Source organism: Acidimicrobiia bacterium (assembly GCA_040878325.1).
Classification (GTDB): domain Bacteria; phylum Actinomycetota; class Acidimicrobiia; order Spongiisociales; family UBA11373; genus JAUYIV01.
The window spans coordinates 82021-101880 of the sequence record JBBDMM010000010.1 but is presented as its reverse complement, the minus strand read 5'-3'; the positions used below and the strand labels follow the sequence as shown (position 1 = coordinate 101880).

Genomic DNA, 19860 nt, shown 5'->3' with positions numbered 1-19860 from the left:
CGGTGGCTTGATCAGCCCGAGGGGCGCTCGGGGGCAAGTCGTCGGCCGACCGCGACGGCGATCGTACGCAGTTGTTTCATCATCCCGACGAAGCCGTCGATGGTGAGGCTCTGCTTGCCGTCACTGAGAGCCAATTCAGGCTGGTTGTGCACCTCGACGAGGATCCCATCGGCGCCGACGGCGATGGCGGCCCGGGCCAGGTCGGGAACCAGGCTCCGCTCCCCGGCCGCGTGGCTCGGATCGACGATCACGGGGAGGGCGGTCCGCTGTTTGAGCACGGGGACCGCCGAGATGTCCAGCGTGTTCCGGGTCGCGGTTTCGAAGGTCCTGATCCCGCGTTCGCAGAGGACGACTCGGGAGTTGCCCGCCGACACCACGTACTCGGCGGCGAGCAGCAATTCCTCGACCGTCGATGAGATCCCCCGCTTGAGCAGCACGGGCCGCTCTTGCTCGCCCACTGCGGCGAGAAGGCGGAAGTTCTGCATGTTGCGCGCCCCGACCTGGAGCATGTCGGCATAGCGGCCCACCAGGCCTACGTCCTCGGGCGCGATCACCTCGGTGACGACGGGGAGCCCGGTCTCCACGCCGACCCCGGCGAGCAGCCCGAGGCCCTCCTCCCCCAGCCCCTGGAAGCTGTAAGGCGAACTACGCGGCTTGAACGCCCCGCCGCGGAGCATGCGAGCACCGTTCGCCGCCACCGCGTGGCCGACCGCACTCATCTGGTCGGCGCTCTCGACGGAACAGGGACCGGCGATGACGACGATCTCGTTCCCCCCGATGACGACGTCGCCCACCCGGACTTCGATCGCCTCGGGATGGTGCTCGCGGGACACATGGGGATAGGGGGGCGCCACTTCCTTGATCTCGACGACTCCCGGCATCCCGGCGATCGTCCCGGCCAACGCCTGGGCCTCGGCGTCGATCAGGCCGATGTGGGTCTCCGCGCCGACGACGCTCACCAGCAGCCGGCCGCCCTCTCGTTCGATGAGGCGGACCACCGCGGCCTTGTCCTTGAGCGAACAACCGGCGCCGAGCACGACAATCATGCGGGCACCTTCGACCGGAGTGCCTCGAGGAAGGCTCCGGGGTCCTCGCCCCGCTCGATCACCTCAATGAGTGCACTCCCGACGATCACCCCGTCGACCACGCCCGCCACCGCTTCCACCTGCCGGCGGCTCCGAATTCCGAACCCGGCCAGCACGGGCAACGTGGCGGCCCGCTTCACCCGGCCGAGGTATTCGAGGTCGTCGGACTCGAGATCGACCCGGCGGCCGGTCACCCCGGTCGTGGTCACCGCGTAGACGAAACCGGTGCCGGCGGCGGCGAGCCACCGCAGCCGGTCGGGAGGGGTCGTGGGCGCCACCATCTGGACCAGCGCGAGACCGTGGGGGTCGAGGACCTGCCGGATCGGCCCGCTCTCTTCGAAAGGTAGGTCGGGGACGATCAACCCCGAGACCCCCGAGCGGACGAGCGAGGCGCCGAGGTCCTCCAACCCGTGGGCCAGGAAGGGGTTGTAGTAGCCCATGAGCAAGGTGGGGGTCTCGATGATGCTCGCCTCGAGCAGCTCGAACACCCACCCCAGGGTCACCCCGGCGCGCAACGCCACCCGGTTGGAGGTCTGGATGGTGAGCCCGTCCGCCATCGGGTCGGTGAAGGGCACCCCGATCTCGACGAGGTCGGCGGCCGCCACCACCGACCGCAGAACGTCGGGGAACGCCGCGGGGCTGGGGAACCCGGCTGTCACGTAGGCGCACAGCGCAGGGCCGTCCGACCCCTCGATGGCCGCAGTGATCGCCGCCGCGCCAACCCTCTCAGCCATGATCCGCCCCCCCGGCCAGGGCAGCGAGGTCCTTGTCTCCCCGCCCCGAGAGCCCCACCACGATGCGGCCGCCCGGATTACGGGCCGCCCAGCGGCGGGCACCCGCCAGGGCGTGGGCAGACTCGAGCGCCGGCAGGATGCCCTCGGTGGCGCTGCACTGCCGCAGCGCGTCGAGCGCCTCCGCGTCGGTCGCCGACTCATAAGTGGCCCGCCCCAGGTCGCGCAAGAAGGCGTGCTCGGGCCCCACCCCCGGGTAGTCGAGGCCGGGTGCGATCGAGTGGGTCTCCATGATCTGGCCGTGGGCGTCCTGGAGCAGTGGCGTCATCGCGCCGTGAAGCACTCCGCTGGTTCCTTTCACCAGAGTGGCGGAGTGCGGATCGGCTTCGCCGCCCCGGCCGCCGGCCTCGATGCCGAGCAACGCGACCCCCTCGTCACCGAGGAAGCCGTGGAACAGACCGATCGAGTTGGATCCACCCCCGACGCAGGCGACGGCCACGTCGGGCAGCCCGCCGGCGGCGACCACCTGGTCCCGGGCCTCTGCCCCGATGACCGTTTGGAGCCGGCGCACCAGCCATGGGTACGGGTGCGGGCCCACCACCGACCCGAGCAGGTAGTAGGTGCCGACCGGGTCGGCCACCCAGGCGCGGAACGCCTCGTCGATCGCCGCCCGCAGGGTCTGATCGCCCTCCTCGACCAGCCTCACGTCGGCACCGAGGAGCCGCATCCTCTCCAGGTTGGGCGCCTGGCGGCGGCCGTCGATCGCTCCCATGAAGATGGTGCAGGGCAGCCCCACCCGGGCCGCGGCGGCGGCGGTGGCGACGCCGTGCTGCCCCGCTCCGGTCTCGGCGACGATCCGCCGGGCGCCCAGGCGCCGGGCGATCAGCGCCTGGCCCACCGCGTTGTTGATCTTGTGAGCCCCGGTGTGACAAAGGTCCTCTCGCTTGAGGAAGACCTCGGCGCCCCATGACTCACCGAGTGATCCGGCGCGGGTCAGTGGGGTGGGCCGCCCCACGAACTCCCGGAGCTCGCGCGCCAGCTCACGCTGGAATCCCTCGTCGGCGAGCAGCTCCACGGCGTGCCTCTCCAATTCGATCAGGATCTCCATGAGCGTCTCCGGCACGTAGCGCCCGCCGTAGGGCCCGTAGCGCCCGTCGGGCGGCGGACCGCCTTCGATCAATGCCCGCAGTTTCGATTCGATCGCCGTCTTCACGCCGCTCCTCTCTCGGTGTCTCGCACCGCGGCGACGAATTCTCTGATGAGGCCGGGGTCCTTGACCCCGGGTCTCGACTCGACGCCGCTGCTCACGTCCACTCCGAAGGGCCGGGCGACCCTGATCGCCTCACCGACGTTGTCGGGGGTGAGGCCGCCGGCGAGAGTCATCTGCCCCAGCCGGCCCAGGTGGTGCGCCCGGAGCCAATCGACCACCTCTCCGGATCCGCTGCGGGATCCCTCGTAGTGGAACCGCGCCCCGCCCCGACGGGCCAGATCGGCCTCGATCGCCAGCTCGATGCCCGACGATTCGCGATACACCGGGAGCAGACGCATGCCGGGAGCATCCCCGACCGCGTCGTGATCGGCCTGCACCAGCCAGGGCCCGAGGGTGCCCAGCGCCGCCTCCAACTCTTCGGGGTGGGGCCGTCGAAACACCGCCACCCTCTCGACCGATCGGGGGAGCCGTGCGGCGATCACCGACGCCTCGGCGGGTGTCACCCGGCGCACCGACTCGCTCATCACGAAGCCGAGAGCATCCGCGCCAGCTTCGACCGCCACTAGTGCGGTGGCCGCGTCCCTGATGCCACAGACCTTCACGTGCACTCTCATCGCGCCGACCTCGCCGAGACCACGGAGCGTCCGGCGGCGATGAACCGGCTCACGGCCCCGGCGGGGTCCTCGCTGGTGACCACCGCGGTGCCGACCAGGGCGACCCGGTACCCCGCGGCGGCAGCGGCGGCGGCGTCATCGGGCGACACGATCCCGCTCTCCGCCACCGCCGGCAGGTGGCCGGGCAGGAGGCGCGCCATCTCGGCATGTCGCCCCCGGTCCACCTCGAGGGTGGCGAGGTCCCTGGCGTTGACCCCGACGAGCACGTCCCGGTCGAAGACCGCACCGGCCGCCTCGAGATCGCCTTGGTCGAACACTTCGACCAGGGCGAACATCCCCATTGTCAGCGCCAGGTCGGTCATCTCGACGAGCAGCGAGGTGTCCAGGATTCGGGCGATGAGAAGGACGCCGGACGCCCCGGCCGCCCTTGCTTCGATCACCTGGATCGGGTCGACGAGAAAGTCCTTGCGCATCACCGGGAGGTCCACCGCCGCCGCAGCCGCCTGGAGGTGGTCGATCGCCCCGCCGAAGACCGTGGGCTCGGTCAGCACCGAGAGCGCGGCGCACCCCGACTGCTCGAGCGAGGTGGCGACGGCCAACACCGCCTCCCGCCCGTCGGCATGGGGCACCAACTCGCCCGCGGACGGGCTCGCCAGCTTCGGCTCGGCGATGAGATCGAATCCGGCGGCGGACAGCCGCAACTGCCGCGGCGGCGCAGCCGCGCGGGCCTGTGCCCGCAGCTTCGACTCGCCGAGGGATCCGACGACGGCATCGGCCCGTTGGCGGCTCGACGCGGCCATGGTGGCCAGGAAGTCAGACATGGGCTTTCTCCGTCAGCCGGTCGAGCAGCCGACCGGCAGCGCCGCTGTCGATCGCATCCGCGGCCCGCGCCAGCCCGCTCGCGGCGTCCTCGCCGAACAGACGGATCGCCAATGCGGCGCCGAGAAGAATCGCGTCGCGATGCGGTCCCGTCTCCCCCTCCAGCGCCCGGCGCAGGCGAAGGGCGTTGTGCTCGGCGTCACCGCCCTCGAGCTCCTCCGCCGAGCATCGGGGGATCCCGAAGTCGGCGGGGTCCTCGACCGACTCGCTGATCGAACCCGGGGTGACCTCGAGGAGGTGGTAGGGACCCACCGGCGTGGGCTCGTCCCATCCGGGCTCACCGTGGATCACGAATGCCCGCTCAAGGGGCATCCCGGCGAGGGTCGCCGCCATCATCCGGGCGGTGGCTAGGTCGTAGGCGCCGATCACGTGGAAGGGCGGCGTCGCCGGGTTGGCCAGCGGGCCGGCGAGGTTGAAGATGGTCCGAATACCCAGCGCCCGTCGCACCGGAGCGATCGCCTTCATCGCCGGGTGGAACGAAGGGGCGAAGAGGAAGGTGAACCCGGTCCGGGCGAACACTTCGCCCGCCCGCGCCGCTTCCCAGGGCAGGTCGAGGCCCAGGGCCTCGAGGACGTCGGCACTGCCGCTCCGGCTCGAGACCGAACGGTTCCCGTGCTTGATGACGGGGATCCCGGCGGCGGCGGCCACCAGGGCTGCCCCCGTGGAGAGGTTGAGACTTCCCGAGGCGTCGCCACCGGTGCCGACCACGTCCACCGCCTGCACGTCGGCGGGGATCTCGGGCCGGATCGCCAGCTCCCGGAGCCTGAGGGCGAATCCTCTCAGCTCGTCGGCGGTCTCGCCGCGCACCCGGAGGCCGACGAGCGCCGCCGACGAGAGGACCGGGTCGGTGGCCGGATCGGTCATGCCGTCGAGCAACCGTCGGGCTTCGAGCTCGGTGAGCCGATCGCCGGAGACCACCTTCTCGACGAGGTCCCTCATGCCACCGCCTCCGTCGCGGCCGCCGCCACCACCAATGGGCGCATGTCGAGGAAGTTGCGAAGCAACCGATCACCGGCCGGGGTCAGGATGCTTTCGGGATGGAACTGGACCCCCTCCACCGGCAGACGGCGGTGGCGGACACCCATGATCTCCCCATCGGAGGTGTAGGCCGAGATCTCCAGCTCCGGGGACAGACCCTCTTCGTGAACCGCGAGCGAGTGGTAGCGCCCTGCGGGGAAGGGATTCGGTAGGCCCTCGTAGAGCGTCCTCCGATCGTGGTAGATCGGCGACGCCTTGCCGTGCATCAGTGCCAGCGCCGGGCCAACGGTGCTCCCGAGGAGAGCACCCAGCGCCTGATGTCCGAGGCAGACGCCGAGCACCGGGATTCGATCGAGCTGGGCGCCGATGACCTCCATCGACGCCCCGGCTGCCTCGGGCCGTCCCGGGCCGGGCGAGACCACCAGGTGGGTCGGGTCGAGCTCGACGGACTCCGCCGCGGTGACCCGGTCGTTGGTGCGCACCGTGACCTCTGCCCCGAGGCCGAGGAATGCCTGGACCAGGTTGTAGGTGAACGAGTCGTAGTTGTCGATCATCAGTACGTGCTTAGTCACAGGCCCTCCTCCGCCAGGTCGAGCGCCTCGTCGAGGGCGGCGCCCTTCATCAGGACCTCGTCGTGCTCGAACTCGGGGTCGCTGTCGGCGACGATCCCGGCACCGGCCTGGTAGCTGTAAACGCCGTTCTGGAACACGATGGTGCGGATCGTGATCGCCTGGTCCATCGAGCCGCCGCGGCCGAAGTAGCCCACCGATCCCGAGTAGAGACCCCGGCCGACCGGCTCCAGCTCGTCGATCAGTTCGATCGCCCGCAACTTGGGCGCCCCACTCACCGTCCCGGCGGGGAAGGTGGCGGCAAACAGGTCGAACTGGTCTAGCTCGGGTCGCAACCGACCCTGGACTCCGCTGACCAGGTGCATGACATGGCTGTATCGCTCGATGACCCGATAGGGATCCACCCGCACCGAGCCGGCGACCGCGCCCCGGCCGAGATCGTTTCTCGCCAGGTCGACCAGCATCACGTGCTCGGCGGCCTCCTTGGGGTCGGTGAGCAGCTGCCGCTCGAGGGCGTGATCGTGGTCGTCGTCCACACCGCGCCTCCGGGTTCCAGCGATCGGCCTCAGCTCGGCGGTCTCACCGCGCAGCTTCACCAATGCCTCCGGGGAGCTGCCGACGACCTGCAGATCGCCGAAGTCGAGGAAGTACATGTACGGGGAGGGGTTGAGGAGCCGCAGGGCCCGATAGACGGTGAACGGGCTCAGATCGCTCTCGCCCGAGAACCTGATCGAGAGGACGAGCTGGTACACGTCTCCCGCCGAGATGTGCTCCTTCACCCGGTGGACCCGGTCGACGAACTCCTCCTTCGTCAGGCTCGGGCGGGGCTGCTGTCGCTTCCCGTCGGTGCCCGGCACCTTGACCGGGCCGCTCAGTGCGGCGATCACCTCGTCGCGGAGCGCGGTGCGCTCGGCGTCCGACCCGGCATGGAGGAGGGCGATCCGCCGGGTGAAGTGATCGAACACCAGTTGAGACTCGGTCGACATGTAGGCGCCCAACGGCGCGGACGGGGCGTGGGGCGAAGCGGGCAGGCGGTACAGGTGACGGACCATGTCGAAGGCGGTCGCGCCGACCAGCCCACCGGCGAACGGCTGCCCCGAGATCGTCGGCCCGGTGCGCGGCACACCATCGAGCGCCGACCGGAGCCCGCCGAGGACGTCGGCGGAGACGAGGTCACCGTCGACCGCCACCCCCGCCTCCGACACCCGGATGCGAGACGTCTCCCCGAAGCCGATGAACGAGTATCTCCCTTGGCCGCCCTGCTCGACGCTCTCGAGCAGATGGCGCGGCCCCAGATCGGCCAGCCGCAGAAACGCGGAGACCGGGGTATGGAGATCGGCCGCTATGTCGAAGGGTGCCTGCATTCCTCCTCGATCCGGATCGGGATCGTGAGGAGGGTCACCAAATGCCGACGACCCACCTCACGGTGGGTCGTGTACTGCTGGTGTCAGATGTCAGGTTCTGAGCCGCGGGTCGCCCACCTCAATATGGCGGCGACCACCACCACTGACCGGCTGCGACAGTTCGGGTACGGCTCATGAACGGGTGGTTGTACCAGCGATCCGCCGGATCGTCAACACTTCAGCCTTCCGCCTTCCGCCTTCCGCAGGATCGCGTCGAAAGCCCTTGACGCGTCCGGCGGGCAGCGGGTAGCGGGGCCGAGGCCCTACCCCATCTCCCGTCGCTCGACACGCCCGTCGACATGGATGGCGAACCGACCCTCGTCGCGGGGGTGGGTGTGGGCCGGGCCGCCCCACGGCCACGGCCCGAACTGGGTGCGGCGGTAATCGTCGACTGCCTGGCGGAGTTCCTCTGGGGAGTTCATCACGAAGGGTCCCATCTGGAACACCGGTGCCCCGATCGGTCGCCCCTGGAGCAGGAGGAAATGCGCCACTTCGTCGCCGCGGTTGGCAAGTGTGACCGGCACCTCGGAGCGCAGCCGTACCCCCACTCCCTTGGCGATCACGGTTCCCCCGATCTCGACGCCACCGCCGCCGTGGCAATGGAGGGTGCGATTGAGGCCGGCGGGGGCCGCGGGAATCTCCCATTCCGCCCCCGGCTCGAGCCGAATTACCCAGATGGCCATGTCGGAGTCGGGCCGGGCCGCCCAGGAATCGGGCGGAGGCGACGGCGGCTTCTGATCATCGAGGGCGCCGATGACGACGTCGACCAGCACCCCGGGGGCAGGCTCGACGGTGGGAATGTCTTCGGACCACAGCATCCCGAAGTACGCCGGGACCATCTTCGAGTCCGGGGGCAGGTTCAGCCAGATCTGATAGAGCTCGAGCGGGTTGGGGCCTTCCGCATCGAGGAGCGGGAACATCTCGGAGTGTTGGATGCCGCCGCCGGTGGTGAGCCACTGGACGTCACCCTCGCCGTATCGGGCGGTGGCGCCGAGGGAATCGGAATGGTCGACATAGCCGCGACGAACCACGGTGACGGTCTCGAACCCACGATGGGGATGCTGGGGGAAACCCGGCACCCGCTCGCCGTGGTACATGCTCCACCCGTCGATGTACGAGAAGTCCGAGCCGATCTGCCGCCCGTAGAGCGGAACCGACGGCCCCAGGTCGTCATCACCCGGCGGGTAGTTGTCGAGATGGTGGACGGTGAAGATGAACGGGTCGTGCCCGATCCAGGGCATCCCCAGTTGGAAGAGCTCGATGACCGCGTCTGGCATTGTCCTCACCTCTGGTTCAATCGTACGGGCGGCAAGAAGGAACTTGCCGCCGCCACAATGGGAACCTCCCCCGGGGTGAGGTATTCCGGAGGTTGGGGCAGGGAGGCGAATTGAGATCCCAAGTCGAAGCGCATCTCATCGCGGTGATGGCCGCCCACCGCGACTTTGCCGACAACCTGCCCGACGGGGCGCTCGCCCGTGACCTCGGCGTCCGCTCGAACAGCGTCGGCAGCCAGTTCTGGTGTGTGGTCGGGGCGCGGGAGAGCTTCGCCCGGGCGATCGAACAGGGCGCCTGGGCCGGCTTCCAGTGCTCGCTCGACGCCGACGACGTCCATGAGAAGGAAGCCATCCTCGCCGGCCTTGACCGCGCCGGCCGCCAGGTCGTCGAGACCCTGGCCCGGGTGGAATGGACCGAGGACCGCGACGACCTGCTGCTCGGCCTCCTCGAGCACGAGTACCAGCATCAGGGGCAGCTGATCCGATACGGCTACTCGCTCGCCCTCCCCCTCCCGCCGAGCTGGAAGGACAAATGGGGGCTGTCGGATCCGGAGGAATGACCGCCTTCCGGCTACGGAGTGAGTGATTCAATGCTGGAAACGGGACCGGTGGCCCGGTTCAAGGACCCCGACGGGAGTCTGCTGTCGCTGACCCCTGATCCAAGGGAGTACCGTTCCCCGAAAGGGTGCCATGGCGAACGCATACGTCCTCATCCAGAACGAGCCGGCCCGGTCGGGCGAGGTCGCCAAAGCGATCGGGGCCGTCGCTGGCGTCACCGGTGTCGCCTCTCTGGTCGGGCCCTACGACATCATCGCCCGGATCGACGCCGAGGATTTCGACGCCATCAGTCGGGTGGTGCTCAACGGGATCCAGGCGGTCACCGGAGTGACCCGCACCCTCACCTGCCCGGTGGCCCACTTCTAGAAGCGGCAGGGCAACTGGCGAGCCACCGTCGACCTCGGAGCAAACCTTTGGGACGGTATCGAGCCTGGATAGTCGTCATCCCTCTGGTGGTGAGCGCTTGTGGCGACAGTGCGGTCCCCACCACGATCCCCTCGACAACTTCGACGACCGCCACCACCACGACCACCACCGCGACCAGTACGACCACCGCGACCACCGCGACCACCGCGCCGGCCACCACCACCACCACCACCACCACGACACTGGCGGTGGGTCCCTGGCAGGTGGAGGGTCGGCGCTACTACTTCCCCCTGCAACCCCCGGGGGCGGGCACCTACGCCGACGGCCATCACGACTACCCCGCCACCGACATCTTCGCCCCCGAGGGGACCACGGTGGTCGCCGTCACCAGCGGCATCGTCGACGAGGTCGGCCGGATCGACACCTGGGACCCGGCGATCGACGACCCGGCCAACCGGGCTGGCCTGTATGTGACGATCATCGGCGAGGACGGGGTGCGCTACCACGCTTCTCACCTCGCCTCGGTAGAGCCGGAGATCGAGGCCGGGGTGGAGGTGCAAGCCGGCCAGGTGATCGGCACCGTGGGAGCCACCGGCAACGCCCGCCAGCCCCACCTCCATTTCGGGATCTCCCGGCCCACTTTCCCCGGCGATTGGGAGGTCCGCCGCGGCGAGGTGTGGCCCTACGAGTACCTCCAGGCCTGGACCCGGGGCGAGGACCTGACCCCGGTGCTCCCTGAGGCCTGACCGGGAAGACGTTGTTGGGCGCGCGGTACGATTTCGGCGTGATGACCTGCGCCAACTGCGGCAACGAGAACCCCGACGGGACCAAGTTCTGCGGGGTATGCGGCCATGCCATGACGACTACCTGCCCCAACTGCGGCACTGAGAATCCGCCGACCAACCGCTTCTGCGGCGAGTGCGGCACGCCCCTCGACCCGAACGGCCGGACCGCCCGCACCGAGCGGCGCATGGTGACGGTGCTCTTCGCCGATCTGGTCGGCTTCACCCCGCTCACCGCGGCGCGTGATCCCGAAGAGGTGCGGGAGATGCTCTCGGTGTACTTCGAGCGGAGCCAGGAGATCGTCGAGCGGTTCCGGGGCACCGTCGAGAAGTTCATCGGCGACGCCGTGATGGCCTGGTGGGGGGCGGTCGAGGCCCGGGAGGATGACGCCGAACGGGCAGTACGCGCTGCGCTCGAGTTGGTCGACATGGTCTCCAACCTCGGCTCGGAACTGGGCCTCCCCGACCTGGCCCTCCGCGCCGGGGTGTTGACCGGCGAGGCGGCCGTCGGCAGCGGCAACGGGAACCAGGGCGTTGTCGTCGGCGACATGGTGAACACCGCCAGCCGGCTCCAATCGATCGCCGAGCCGGGGACCGTGGTCGTCGGTGAGTCGACCCGCAACCTCGTCGCCGAGGCGATCGAGTTCCGCTCGCTGGGCGAGCATCAGGTGAAGGGCAAGGAGCAGCCGATCGCCGCCTACCAGGCGCTGTGCGTGATCGCCCAACGCGGGGGGCGCGGCAGGTCCGAGGGGATCGAGCCGCCGTTCACCGGCCGGGTCGAGGAGATGCGGCTCATCAAGGACCAGCTGCACGCCACCGGTAGGGAGCAGCGGGGTCGGCTGGTCTCGATCGTCGGCGACCCGGGCATCGGCAAGTCGCGGCTCTCGTGGGAGCTGCAGAAGTACATCGACGGCATCGCCGACCCCATCTACTGGCACCAGGGCCGGTCCCCGTCCTACGGCGAAGGGATCGCCTTCTGGTCGGTGGGCGAGATGATCCGCAGCCGGGCGGGGATCGCCGCCGACAGCGACGACAAGGCGAAGAGCCGGGTGAAGCTGCGGACCGCGGTTGCCGAGTACGTGCCTTCCGAGGAAGAGCGCGCCTGGGTGGAGCCACGGCTCGCCGCCCTGATCGGGCTCGACGAGATGCCCCCGGGCGATCGCAACGAGTTGTTCGCCGCGCTTCGCACCTTCTTCTATCGGGTGGCAGAACGAGGAACCGTGGTGATGCTGTTCGAAGAGTTCCAGCGCGCCGACATCGCCGTCCACGAGTTCATCACCGAGCTGGTCGACCGCGCCAACCGCCATCCGGTGCTGGTGGTCACCCTCGCCCGCACCGACCTCCTGGATCGCTATCCCGGTTGGGGTTCGGGGCGGCGCAACACAGTCGCCGTGCACCTGGCGCCGCTCACCGACGCCGAGATGGGCCGGCTGATCGCGGGGATGGTGCCGGGCATCCCCGATCACGCGGTAGAGGCGATCGTCGAGCGCGCCGCGGGGATCCCGCTCTACGCGGTGGAGTTCGTGCGGATGCTGCTCGCCACCGGCGACCTGGTGCGCGAGGGCGATGCCTACCTGCTCAAGGGTGACCTGTCCCGGCTGGCGGTGCCCGACAGCCTGGCGGCGGTGATCGGGGCCCGCCTCGACCGCCTCAACCCCACCGACCGCGAGCTGGTGCAGGACGCTGCCGTGCTCGGCCAGTCCTTCACGTTGAAGGGCCTGGCGGTGCTTCGCGGCGCCACCCCACTCGAACTGGAGGCGCCGCTTCGCGCCCTGGTCCGTAAGGAGCTGTTCAACATCGACGAGGACCCGCTGTCGGCCGACCGGGGCCGCTACCGCTTCGTGCAGAGCCTGATCCGCGAGGTCGCCTACGGCCGGCTCAGCCGCGGCGACCGCCACGTGCGCCACCGCCAGGTGGCCGAGTACTTCGCCGGGCTCGACGACCCTGAGATCGCCGGAAGGGTGGCCCGCCACTTCCTCGCCGCCCACCAGACCGCCCCCGCCGGCACCGAGGACCTCCTCGAGAAGGGACGGGCGGCTTTGATCCGGGCGGCCAATCGGGCGAGCGAACTCCGTTCGCACAGCCAGGCGCTGGCGCTGTACCGCCAGGCGCTGTCGCTGGCGAAGAGCACCGCCGAGCGAGCCCCCATCCTGATCAAGGCGAGTGCGGCCGCATCCTGGGGCGGCGACCTCGAAGAGGCGATCGAGTTGGGCCGGGAGGCGATCACGGTCATGGAGGAGCTCGGCGACTCGAACGGGTGTTACCAGGCATGCACCACCCTCGCCTTCGTGCTCAACTCCTACTTCCGGTCTGATGAGGCAGTGGAGCTGCTCGAACCGCTCTACTCGGAGATCACCGAGTTCGACACCGCCGCCAAGGTGAGCCTGGGGTTGGAGATGTCGCGTGCGCACATGCTTCACCAAAGGCCCGACAAGGCGATCGAAGTCGCCGACCGGGTGCTCCCCAACGCCGAGCGTCTCGTCACGCCCGGGGCCCTGGTCGACGGCATCGTCTCGAAGGCCACCGCCCTCGCCGACGTGGGACGATACCTGGAGGCCGAGGCGACGCTCGCCGGGGCGGCGCGGTTGGCCGAACAGCACGGCCTTCACCCTCAGGCGCTGCGAGCACTGAACAATCTCTCGGTGATCCAGGCAGGTAACGATCCCCAGGCGGCGCAGCGCACCGCCGATGCCCACTGGGAGCTCACCCAGAAATACGGTGGCCTCGGATGGCTGGAACGGGCCCGCACCGATCGTGCCTGGCAATTGCCGGCGATGGGCCGGTTCGACGAGGCGCTCGAGATCCTCGACACGATCGAAGTCGAGCAGCTGCCTCCCTTCCAGCAGGCTGCCGTCCGGTCGACCCGCCACTACATCGAGGGGATGCGCAGCCCCAAGCCGGGCCATGGCCGGGAGATGCTTGACGATATCGCGTCGTTGGGGGAGATCACCGACCCCCAGGCCATCTACACGATCCAGGGCTGGCAGGCTCTCGGCCACCGCGACGAGGGCGATTGGGATAGCGGATGGAAGGCGTCGTATGGGGTACCGGTCACGTGGGCGGCGGTCGCCGCACTCGGCACGGCGATGCGAACCCGGGATGCTGAGCGGATCCGCCTCGCGCTGGCGATGCTCGACACCGAGCTGCCCCCCGGCCGCTACGCCAAAGGGCTCCGTCAGATCGGAAACGCCGCCCTGGCCATTCTTGAAGGTGACGCCGAAGCCGGAGCGGCGGCGTTCGCCGAAGGGCTGGAGCACCTCGCCAAGTTGGTCCTGCCTCTGGAACTGGCCGATTGGCAGACCGCCTTCGCCGCCCTGGTGGGGGTCGACCACCCGGCCGCTCTGGTGGCGGCGACCGCCGCTCAGGAGTGGATCTCCTCGGTGGGAGCCCATGGCTTGGAGCGAATCTGGTCCGAGGGCCTGCCGGGCGACGCGATCACGACACGCGCCGGCTGACCTACGGCTGGGGGGATCCGTACTCGGCCCTACGCGAGAAGACCTGACTCTCACGACCTGAGATCGAGTGGTAACCTACAACCATATGGTTGTAGATCATCGACATACCGACCTGGTGTTCCATGCCCTCGCCGACCGCACGCGGCGCGACATCCTGCGCCGCACCATGCTCGGCGAGCACTCGGTGACGGCGCTCGCCGGCCACTATCCGATGAGCTTCGCCGCCATACAGAAGCATGTGGCCGTGCTCGAGCGAGCCCGGCTGGTCGCCAAGCGGCGGGAAGGTCGCGAGCACCTGGTCAGGGCCAACATCGAGACCGTCCGGGTCGCCCAGGCGCTGCTCGACCGGTTCGAGGACACGTGGAAGGGCCGTATAGAACGATTCGGCGAGACACTCGCCGAACTGAGCGAGGGAGACAATCCGTGACCGTGACGAGCGTCCACAAAGACACCGATGCCCTGACGATGACGATCACCGCCGACTACGCGTCCCCGGTCGACCGGGTGTGGCAGTTGTGGACGGATCCCCGCCTGCTCGAGAAGTGGTGGGGTCCGCCGACCTATCCGGCGACGTTCAAAAACCACGACCTCTCCCCCGGCGGCAGCGTCACCTATTTCATGACCGGACCCGAAGGTGACCAACCGCACGGCTGGTGGCGGGTCACCTCGGTGGATGCCCCCCATCGTCTCGAGTTCGAGGACGGCTTCGCCGACGACAACGGCAACCCGAACCCGGAGCTACCGACGATGACGATCGTGGTCACCCTGAGCCCGACCAAGACCGGCACCCGGATGGCGATCGAGACCACCTTCGAGTCGGTCGAGGCGATGGAACAGATCCTCGCCATGGGCGCCGAAGAGGGCATGAAGCAGGCGATGGGACAAATCGATGCCCTGCTGGCCGCCTGAGGTCAGCGAATGCCGGTGTCGTAGGCGAGGTCGACATCGGAGACCTCGACTACGACGGTTATCTCGATGGCCGCGGGCGTGCCGAGGAGGCCCTCCACCGGCTGCGCCACCACGGTGTAATCGCCCGCCGGTAGCTGCACGGTAAAGGTGCCGTCGACGGCGGTGGTGGCTTCGGCAACCACCGCCCCGTCGGAATCGAGCACGCGTACGACGGCGCCGCCGAGAGGTCGATCCTCACACGAGGGATCGGGCGGGGTGGTCTCCACCGGGCAGACCGGCCCGGCATGGGCGTAACCGGACACGGCAAATGTCGGAGCGACCGTGGTGGACGATGCCCCGTCGCCACCGCAGGCGGCAATGAGCATGACGATGGCGAGGGCGCTGAAACGGATTCCCATGTCCGTTCGACGCCTGCCGTCTGCTGTCGGTTCCAGTCGCGACGCCCACCCCTCCAGCACTGCCGTCAGTCTCCCAAGACCTCCCATGAGTAGAGTCGCAACCCATGGCGGAAGCGGGCAGGTCGTACGAGTCGGCGGATGCTCCGCCCGAGAGGCGGGTGGCCCTGCTCCTCGTCCACGGCATGGGCGAGCAGCAACCCCACCAGCTGACGGATCTCTTCGCAGTCGAGCTGAGCCGGGTTCACCGACGCCGGGGCAACCAGGTCGAACTGCGCCACCGGGTGGTCGCGTCCGAGGGCCACCGCGCCTCGCAGTCTTATGTGGAGGTGAAGATCACCCCGAAGTCGCGGACCGCCCGGCAACCCGATACGACGATCGACCTCCACGAGGTCTATTGGGCGGACCGCCCCCAGGGTCTGATCAAGTTGAAGGAAGTCGGAAGGTGGCTGTTCACCACTTCGCTCGCCCCGTTGCTCCGCTGGAGCCTTCACGCCGCCTCCCACTACCGGTGGCCGCGCGACGCCGACCGCGAGCTGCCAACCGCAGCACCACCCGCCGCCGCCCCAGCCCAGGAGTACGAGTACTCCCCCCGCGCGGGTGTGGCCGGGTTTCTGCGCGAGGTGCTGCTGGCGCTCGCCCTGCCGGTACTGGGGCTGGTGCTCTTCATGCTGGCCGCCAACGCCGCGACTCATGTCGACAACTACCTGAAAGGCCTGGGCACGGACTTCCGCGAAATCGACGCGGCCTGGACCGACTTCGCCCTCCTCGCGATGTTCACGGTCCTTTCGGCGGCGAGCCTGTTCATGGCCTTCGGGGGATACCGGGCGTGGCGGCTTGGAGCGATCGAGTGCGACTTCGTCGGCGCGGAGCCCACGCCCCGCACCGAGGATCGTTGGCGCTACCTGCGGAGATGGGCGGCCGGCTCGTGGGCGACCGGGCTGCTCCTGCTGGCCGGAGCCTTCGCCCTCTATCGGGATCCCGAGGTCCAGGAGCTGGTGGCAGCGGTGCTCCGTATGGGCGAAGACCCGGCCTGGCAGTTGCTCGCCGCCGCCGCTGGATTGGTGGGCGGGATCGTGTTGTGGTGGTACCTGGTGGGACAGGTGTGGCGGATCCCGTGGCGTCCGTTGGCCGTCGTCCGGGTGGTCGCCGCAGCGATCCTCATCGGGGGAACCGTGGTCGGCGGATGGCTGGGCTACCAGGCGCTACCCGAGGAGTGGGTACACCCGGTGCGCCTGGTGTTCTGGCTGGCGACGGTGGCCGGCGCCTCAAAGCTCACCCTGTTTCTCATCGGGTGGATCGGGGACGTCGCCATCTACTTCGGTGGGCTCGACACCCGGTCACGGCACCACACCGTGCGCGAGGAGATTCTTCACCTGGTCACCGCCCGGCTGGTGGCTCTGGCGGAACTGCTGAAGGGGCTCCCTCCGAAGTCCCCCCGGCGCAAGGACACTCGCAAGCCGTACTACGACGAAGTGCTGGTGGCGGCCCATTCGCTCGGCAGCGTGATCGCCTACGACGCCATCAACCGGCTCGCCGTGGAGCAGCGCAGCGACAGCGACGGTGACGAGTTTCGGATGGCCCGGGAGGATTTCGACCGGATCAAGGGTCTGTTCTCCTTCGGGTCGCCGCTCGACAAGGTGGTCTACTTCTTCCAGCGGACCGGCGATGTCAGCGAGCCGGTACGGGCGCAGATCGTCAGTTCACTGATCTCGCTGCGACGGCATTCCACGGGCCGGCCGTACGGGAACTTCAAGATCGAGGACTACCACGCGATCCAACCCGCTGGATTCCGCTGGCACAACGCCTGGTCGTGGGGAGACGTATTGGGGCATCGCCTCGACCACTTCCAGATCGACAAGGGCAAGCAGTTCCACTTCGATTACCTGCCCCTGGTGGCGCACACCCGCTTTTGGAAGGACCCCGACTTCTACCAGCGAGTGGCGGAGTGGATCGACGACGAGCCCAGTCAGCCGATGATCTCGGCGGCATCGGAGATCGCCCGCACCAACCCGAACGCGGTGGTGCCGATGAGCCCGGCATAGCCGAGCACCTGCGCCGGGAGCCGGGCGGCGCCGCGCCGGCTGCTGACCCACCACAGCACCGTGCCCACGCCGGCGAGGATGGTGAACCAGGCAGCAACGATCGGGGGTCCGCAGTCACAGCCGTCGCCGAACATGGTGGTGATCGTCAGGGGAATGCTCAGCAGCGCGCCTGTAGCGGCGAAAAGCACCAACCCGATTCTCATCCGGTCCCCGGACGGTGCCACTCGCCGGTCCAGGGCACGGTGGATCTCTTCGATCACTACCCCGAATGCGAGGAACAGGGCCACGATCATCACCACGTTGATGAGGTCGTTGCCGAGGATCAGAAAGTCGACGTTGTCGGGATTCATCACGTCAGACGACGCACTCCCGAAAGCGAACAGCACCACGCCGAATACAAGACCGCGAAACCTTCCCGCCCACGAAAGCCAGGGCCGGAAGATCGCGTACAGCAAGGCCCCGATGATCCCGGCGAAGATCCCCACGAAGACCACCAGCGCCATCGTGCCCCCGACGGTCAGCTCCCCCACCCGAAAGCCCGCTTCGGTTCCGGCACCTCGGGCGGCTGGCCGGCCGGTAGCCCCGGCGATTCGCATGAACACCCGGGATCCGAGCCCCCCGACAACGACCCCGGTCAGGAGCCCGGACCACCCGATGACGCCAACGTGACGCACGAGCGCAGCCAGACTCGCAGGAGGCTGCTCGACCCGCACGGATGCCAACGACGCCCCCCTGGTGTGGGCGCAATGTAACGCAACGGGCCTACGGATGCGGGCAGGAGCCGGCTGCTTGTCGGGGGCCAGCCTATTTCCCGCCGGCACGGCGAACGGCTTGCCCCCTAGCCTCCCGGTACCGGTCAGGAGGCCCGATGCCGATCGACTCACTCGACGAGTTGCGTTCCCATGTGGCCCTGGCGCGGAAGGTGGAGATGTCGACCATCCCGCCCTACCTCTACGCCGCCTACTCGATCCGCGGCGAGCCGTCGGAGGCCCGGGACCTCATCACCAGCGTCGTCGTCGAGGAGATGCTCCACCTGGCGCTGACCACGAACCTGCTCCTGGCGCTGGGTGGGGAGCCTGACTTCATGGACAACCTCATCCCCGAATACCCCAGCCTTCTCGCCCACCACACCCCCGACCTGCGCCTCGAGTTGCGGCGGTGCACCACCGAGCTGATCAGGGACACCTTCATGGTCATCGAGCGACCCGAGGCGATCGATGCGCCGCCCGAGGCCGACGACTACGAAACGCTCGGCCAGTTCTACGCCGCCCTCGAGCTGGCGATCCATAGGCTCGGCGAGCGGGTGGACCTCTTCGCCGACCACCAGCCCGGCCGCCAGCTGGCGGATCCCTCCTTCTACCAGCCGGTCGCCTTCGACGTGGAGGACAGCGGAGGCCTGATGCTCATCGAGGACGTCGCCTCGGCGTGCGCCGCCATCGACGTGATCGTGGATCAGGGTGAGGGGCTCGGCGACCACCTCTGGGCAGACCCCGGGCACCGGGAGCTGACCCACTATCACAAGTTCATCCAGTTGGCCGACGGCACCCTCCCGATCGGCGACACCTGGCCGGTGCTGGACAACCCCCGGGCCGCCGACCTGCCCGAGGAAGTGCGCCCGGCGGCAGACCTCTTCAACGCCCTCTACATGCTGCTCTTCGACACCATCCAGCGCATGCATGCGCTAGGCGCCGACCAGGGTGCGCTCGTGGGCCGGCTGTACACGCTCATGTCGAAGGTGATGAAACCGGTGGCCCGGCTCCTGGTCACGCTCCCCGTCGGGGAGGGACACACCGCCGGCCCCACTTTCGAGCGATACACCTTCGAGAGCGACCCGGTCGAGGAGACCGCCGCGCTAGCCGAGACGGTGGCGATCGCACATCCCGTCTTGGTCCCGGTAGTCGGAACGCTGCGATCGGCGTTCGCCAGATAGCGAGTCGACCAGCGTGTACTGCTGCGCGGCGATCCTCGCCTACAGGCCCAACTGCAGGCGCATGGCCCGCTCGACCGCCTCCATGTCCTGCGCGGTCAGCCGACCCAGGCGGCTCTGGAGTCGAGCCTTGGTCACGGTGGTTACCTGGTCGGCCATGGCCTTATGCCGGGTGCCGTCGATCTCGATGTATGCCTCGCTCGGGTAGAGCCGATCGACGTTCGAAGTGAGCGGCACCACCTGCAGCCGATTCAGCGCGGCGTTGGCGGCGTCGTTGCTCACTATCACAGCGGGTCGGGTCTTACGGATCTCGCCGCCCCGGCTCGGTTCGAACCAGACCCACCACACGTCAGCGCGTCTCATCGGCGACATCCCCAATGGTGCCCTCCGCCCACTCGGCGGCTTCCGACTCGCGCCGTTCGTCGGCGGCCATGGCGCGATATGCCTCCTCCAGGTCCTCGTCGACGACGTGGGGCCGGGCGAGATCCTCGAGGAAGCGGCTGATCTTCCGACGCCCGATGCGCCGGTGGAGCCCCTCGTAAACCGCCTCGTCGATGGTGATCGTCAGCTTCCGCCGCATATACGTATTGTACACGTGTATCTCTGGAGGACCGTTGCGGTCAAGATATGGACGGCCGGTGACAGGAACCAGTGGCGCTGGCGATCCCGTCGCGAGGCCG

General features: G+C 68.9%; 21 protein-coding genes. 8 read left to right on the top strand and 13 right to left on the bottom strand.

Going from position 1 to position 19860, the window contains the following annotated elements:
* Positions 1-11: 11 nt before the first annotated feature.
* From aroF to WD184_05520, 9 genes are all read right to left on the bottom strand, one after another.
* On the bottom strand, positions 12-1046 hold the full coding sequence (gene aroF / locus WD184_05560) for a 3-deoxy-7-phosphoheptulonate synthase (protein MEX0826200.1): 1035 nt from the start codon (positions 1044-1046) through the stop codon (positions 12-14).
* Complete coding sequence (trpA, locus tag WD184_05555; protein MEX0826199.1) at positions 1043-1819, bottom strand: tryptophan synthase subunit alpha; 777 nt, start codon at positions 1817-1819, stop codon at positions 1043-1045. Before trpA ends, aroF begins: the two co-directional genes overlap by 4 nt.
* The gene (trpB, locus tag WD184_05550; GenBank protein ID MEX0826198.1) at positions 1812-3005 is read right to left on the bottom strand and encodes a tryptophan synthase subunit beta; all 1194 of its coding nucleotides are present in this window, start codon (positions 3003-3005) and stop codon (positions 1812-1814) included. Before trpB ends, trpA begins: the two co-directional genes overlap by 8 nt.
* Before the next feature lie 20 nt (positions 3006-3025).
* On the bottom strand, positions 3026-3640 hold the full coding sequence (locus WD184_05545; GenBank protein MEX0826197.1) for a phosphoribosylanthranilate isomerase: 615 nt from the start codon (positions 3638-3640) through the stop codon (positions 3026-3028).
* Positions 3637-4461, bottom strand: coding sequence for an indole-3-glycerol-phosphate synthase (locus tag WD184_05540; protein ID MEX0826196.1), 825 nt, complete (start codon positions 4459-4461; stop codon positions 3637-3639). The genes WD184_05545 and WD184_05540 overlap by 4 nt, the downstream gene beginning before the upstream one ends.
* Positions 4454-5458, bottom strand: coding sequence for an anthranilate phosphoribosyltransferase (trpD, locus tag WD184_05535; protein ID MEX0826195.1), 1005 nt, complete (start codon positions 5456-5458; stop codon positions 4454-4456). The genes WD184_05540 and trpD overlap by 8 nt, the downstream gene beginning before the upstream one ends.
* Positions 5455-6051, bottom strand: a complete 597-nt coding sequence (locus tag WD184_05530) for an aminodeoxychorismate/anthranilate synthase component II (GenBank protein ID MEX0826194.1) — start codon at positions 6049-6051, stop codon at positions 5455-5457. The genes trpD and WD184_05530 overlap by 4 nt, the downstream gene beginning before the upstream one ends.
* Positions 6052-6065: 14 nt before the next feature.
* A complete protein-coding gene (locus WD184_05525) occupies positions 6066-7430 on the bottom strand; it encodes an anthranilate synthase component I family protein (protein MEX0826193.1) in 1365 nt (454 codons plus the stop codon).
* A 302-nt stretch (positions 7431-7732) separates the two neighbouring features.
* Positions 7733-8746 (bottom strand): pirin family protein, encoded by a 1014-nt coding sequence (locus WD184_05520; protein ID MEX0826192.1) that lies wholly within the window; start codon positions 8744-8746, stop codon positions 7733-7735.
* A 110-nt stretch (positions 8747-8856) separates the two neighbouring features.
* On the opposite strand from WD184_05520, the gene WD184_05515 reads away from it, so the two are divergent.
* The 6 genes from WD184_05515 (at position 8857) to WD184_05490 (ending at position 14813) form a co-directional block, all read left to right on the top strand.
* A complete protein-coding gene (locus WD184_05515; GenBank protein ID MEX0826191.1) occupies positions 8857-9303 on the top strand; it encodes a hypothetical protein in 447 nt (148 codons plus the stop codon).
* A gap of 130 nt (positions 9304-9433) precedes the next feature.
* Positions 9434-9667: an Lrp/AsnC ligand binding domain-containing protein gene (locus tag WD184_05510; protein MEX0826190.1), complete on the top strand. Its 234-nt coding sequence runs from the start codon at positions 9434-9436 to the stop codon at positions 9665-9667.
* A gap of 47 nt (positions 9668-9714) precedes the next feature.
* On the top strand, positions 9715-10413 hold the full coding sequence (locus WD184_05505) for a M23 family metallopeptidase (protein MEX0826189.1): 699 nt from the start codon (positions 9715-9717) through the stop codon (positions 10411-10413).
* Positions 10414-10454: 41 nt separating this feature from the next.
* On the top strand, positions 10455-13904 hold the full coding sequence (locus tag WD184_05500) for an adenylate/guanylate cyclase domain-containing protein (GenBank protein MEX0826188.1): 3450 nt from the start codon (positions 10455-10457) through the stop codon (positions 13902-13904).
* An 85-nt stretch (positions 13905-13989) separates the two neighbouring features.
* On the top strand, positions 13990-14331 hold the full coding sequence (locus tag WD184_05495; GenBank protein ID MEX0826187.1) for a metalloregulator ArsR/SmtB family transcription factor: 342 nt from the start codon (positions 13990-13992) through the stop codon (positions 14329-14331).
* Positions 14328-14813: an SRPBCC domain-containing protein gene (locus WD184_05490; protein MEX0826186.1), complete on the top strand. Its 486-nt coding sequence runs from the start codon at positions 14328-14330 to the stop codon at positions 14811-14813. The genes WD184_05495 and WD184_05490 overlap by 4 nt, the downstream gene beginning before the upstream one ends.
* Before the next feature lie 2 nt (positions 14814-14815).
* Here the strand turns inward: WD184_05490 and WD184_05485 are convergent, their stop codons facing one another.
* Positions 14816-15211, bottom strand: a complete 396-nt coding sequence (locus WD184_05485) for a carboxypeptidase-like regulatory domain-containing protein (GenBank protein ID MEX0826185.1) — start codon at positions 15209-15211, stop codon at positions 14816-14818.
* 104 nt (positions 15212-15315) lie between these two features.
* Here WD184_05485 and WD184_05480 point away from each other — a divergent pair, with 104 nt between their 5' ends.
* On the top strand, positions 15316-17253 hold the full coding sequence (locus WD184_05480) for a hypothetical protein (protein ID MEX0826184.1): 1938 nt from the start codon (positions 15316-15318) through the stop codon (positions 17251-17253).
* On the opposite strand, the gene WD184_05475 is transcribed toward WD184_05480, so the two are convergent.
* On the bottom strand, positions 17178-17975 hold the full coding sequence (locus tag WD184_05475; protein ID MEX0826183.1) for a hypothetical protein: 798 nt from the start codon (positions 17973-17975) through the stop codon (positions 17178-17180). The two genes, WD184_05480 and WD184_05475, sit on opposite strands and share 76 nt — an antisense overlap.
* Before the next feature lie 146 nt (positions 17976-18121).
* On the opposite strand from WD184_05475, the gene WD184_05470 reads away from it, so the two are divergent.
* Complete coding sequence (locus tag WD184_05470) at positions 18122-19183, top strand: ferritin-like domain-containing protein (protein ID MEX0826182.1); 1062 nt, start codon at positions 18122-18124, stop codon at positions 19181-19183.
* A 39-nt stretch (positions 19184-19222) separates the two neighbouring features.
* On the opposite strand, the gene WD184_05465 is transcribed toward WD184_05470, so the two are convergent.
* Positions 19223-19543, bottom strand: a complete 321-nt coding sequence (locus WD184_05465; GenBank protein ID MEX0826181.1) for a type II toxin-antitoxin system PemK/MazF family toxin — start codon at positions 19541-19543, stop codon at positions 19223-19225.
* Complete coding sequence (locus tag WD184_05460) at positions 19530-19760, bottom strand: addiction module antitoxin (protein ID MEX0826180.1); 231 nt, start codon at positions 19758-19760, stop codon at positions 19530-19532. Before WD184_05460 ends, WD184_05465 begins: the two co-directional genes overlap by 14 nt.
* Between the last annotated feature and the right edge of the window lie 100 nt (positions 19761-19860).